The sequence below is a fragment of the Lysinibacillus halotolerans genome (genome assembly GCF_003711845.1).
GTDB lineage: Bacteria > Bacillota > Bacilli > Bacillales_A > Planococcaceae > Ureibacillus > Ureibacillus halotolerans.
Genome location: NZ_RHLQ01000094.1, coordinates 1 through 2734 on the forward strand (window position 1 = coordinate 1; position 2734 = coordinate 2734).

A 2734-nucleotide genomic window follows, 5' to 3' on the forward strand; every position below is an offset into this window, starting at 1 on the left:
TCGTATAAAACAAAAATTGGCCGGCATGAGTCCAGTAAATTACCGAAAACATGCCAGCCAATTAGCTGCATAATAATAACTCTAACTTTAAGGGGTCACTACCGGAAAGCGCCCGATTGTGGAATAAGGGTGGCATCAGATTTATACATTTACAATGTTAAGCAAAGGAAATGTTACCAAACGATGGTTTGGGGACTTTTTTGTACTTAGTTTCGACGCTATTTTGAGTAGTCGCCCGATTCTAAAACTTGCTGAACAGTGTTTTCAAGAGCAAAAAAATGAGTTGGCTGCTAACTCATTTAAAAATCAGTCATATCTTTCAAATCTTTTATATTTCGAACTCTTCTAGTATTCGGAGAATCAGTAATATCAATCAATTGACCTTCGTCTTCATCCATAAAAAATCTAGGGTGTTCAACTAATGAATCAAACTGTTCACGAATATCTTCTCTGTCTTCTCTACGAGCTTTACCAACATAAAATAAATTAGGATTAAGCATAAATCCATTTTGAATTTTTGCTATAAATTGTTCATCTCGTAATTTCTTTATTGCTTTTGAAACATTTCCCTTATCTAAATGTAACTCCTGAGCAATTTGAATTTGTTTAATGTATATATTGTTTGTTCTGGGGTCCATTTTTGAACACAGAAAAAACAAAACTTTATAGTCAGTTCCTGTGAAGTTTGAAGTTTGAAGTAATTCAAACCATTTTAATATAAACGCACCCCAATACACATTATCTTTTGGACGACCCCTTCTTCTCATAAAAAACCACTCCTAAAGTTGTAATATAAACAAAAAAAGTTGCTAAATATCTAATATATCTAAATAAAGTTATAATTTGGACAACTAAAAGTTATATTTATACCAACTATTTTTTTGATAAAAAATAAATAAATCCTTATTTATCAATGTTTAAACTAGTTTTTTTAAATATTCTATCACCTTCCCATATTATAACATTTAATGTAACATAGTATTAAGAAATATTAAATAGATTTTAATAATGAAGGGGAAAATTTATAACGAAAAAACAGGAAAGTGGATTTCTGGTGGTGCAGCTCAACTGCATATAATTAAAAAAGTGGTGGATGGGAAAATTTTATTGGAAGAATAGTTACAAATGTTGCTGAAGCAACAGCTAAAGCAACAGTCAAAGAAGCATTCAAAGAAATAGATTCAAGAGAAGTCAGAAAAAGTAAGCCTAGATTAAAACGAGTAAAGTAGATTTTAATTTATGGTAGTAAGAAGAATTAAATTTGATATCAAATAAGTCCCCAAATGGTAGCTTAGGAACGGTTAGATAGCGACAGACACGATTAAATATGATTGTGATATATTTTGGCTAGTATTTGGAAAATAACAAGTCTAGGGGGAAAAGAAAACGAATGGTTAGATGTACAGCTCCAGTAAGAGGGCATAATTCAGCAAGTGCTGCAGCAAATTGTCCAGCATGTAGTAGTAGAGGCGGTTATGGTAGGTATTCTTCTCCATCTTATTCTTCTCCGTCATATTATGATACGAGAAGTACAAATAGTGGGGGTTCAGGTGGGAGTTCGAGTCGTAGTTCTAAACCGAGATGGTCAAAATCTACTTCTTCTGTAATTTACACTTCAGCAGAAATTAGAACTCTTACACCAATTCGTAACAAAGTTGAGGAAATAACTGTTGCTAAGCCAGATTTAAGAGATGTTTTTCTTTGTCATGCTTGGGACGATAGGAAAGAATCGGCTAAAGATTTACATGATTTACTTGAGTCTTTAGGTGTATCAGTATGGTTTAGTGAAAAAGATGTCTTGCTAGGTGCGCCATTATTACGAGCTATTGATAAAGGGCTTGCAGCTTCAAAAGTTGGAATCGTATTAGTAACTCCATCATTCCTAAATCGTTTAACAAAAGAGGGTATTGCAGATAAGGAACTGTCTGTATTACTTGCTACAGACCGTTTAATTCCAATTGTTCATGGTACAACTTATGATGCACTTCGAGATGTAAGTCCTTTATTAGCATCTAGAAGTGGTTTAGATACTGCGGAAGATTCGCTTGAAGATGTAGCTAAGAAACTTTCTGAATTAGTAACTATCTCTGACTAATTAATAAAAGGTATCCAGAATTGGCAGCTTTCTCATTGATTAAATAAAAGAGTAGTTTTACGCTTCATTCAAGTGCATACAAAAAAAAGTTCCCAAATGAAAGTTTGGGGCCACATTAAAAATGCACGAACGTTGTTAAATCAACGTTTCGTGCATTTTTGTATGAACATTGGTTATGCAGCATTTTATACAGATGAGGAAAATCGTTGATGGAACGGTGTTTATACTTGCTGGGCTTGTTCTTTAATTTGCATAAAAACTTGTATAGCAAATCTCTTATCGTTATAAATCTGCATCTTTTCTAACACTCACCCAGAAAAAATGTTATTCAACAATATGGCCCGATCGTAATATGAGGTTAGCCAGATTTTTCTGGTTGACCTTTTTCGTTTAGGTCTTATTATAACGGTAGTCGGGGTAGAACGTCTGGCCCGTGGGACTTAATCCCGTCAACAAAACTGTTCACCCCCTACTTGTATAAACATGTTTTGTTGAGTAACAAAAAAGGACCGCATTATTTTAAAGTGTACCCTTTGTAAAGGACATTTTTAAAAAAGGCTTTTAAGCAACTTGAAGAAGATGGTGACTGTATTGTGCAGGCGTCATCTTTTTTAAGTTCCATTGACCTCGGTAATGATT

At 33.7% G+C, this 2734-nt stretch carries 2 protein-coding genes; one reads left to right on the top strand and one right to left on the bottom strand.

Features of this window, described 5'->3' with window-relative positions; genetic code table 11:
• Positions 1-299: 299 nt before the first annotated feature.
• Positions 300-767, bottom strand: a complete 468-nt coding sequence (locus tag EC501_RS18180) for a MarR family transcriptional regulator (protein WP_122973746.1) — start codon at positions 765-767, stop codon at positions 300-302.
• 623 nt (positions 768-1390) lie between these two features.
• Here EC501_RS18180 and EC501_RS18190 point away from each other — a divergent pair.
• Positions 1391-2095, top strand: a complete 705-nt coding sequence (locus EC501_RS18190; protein ID WP_122973747.1) for a toll/interleukin-1 receptor domain-containing protein — start codon at positions 1391-1393, stop codon at positions 2093-2095.
• The last annotated feature ends 639 nt before the right edge of the window (positions 2096-2734 follow it).

Excerpts from the sequence above, each read along its gene's own strand:
- EC501_RS18180 (WP_122973746.1), bottom strand. The coding sequence starts at position 767 with ATGAGAAGAAGGGGTCGTCCAAAAGATAATGTGTATTGGGGTGCGTTT.
- EC501_RS18190 (WP_122973747.1), top strand. The coding sequence starts at position 1,391 with ATGGTTAGATGTACAGCTCCAGTAAGAGGGCATAATTCAGCAAGTGCT.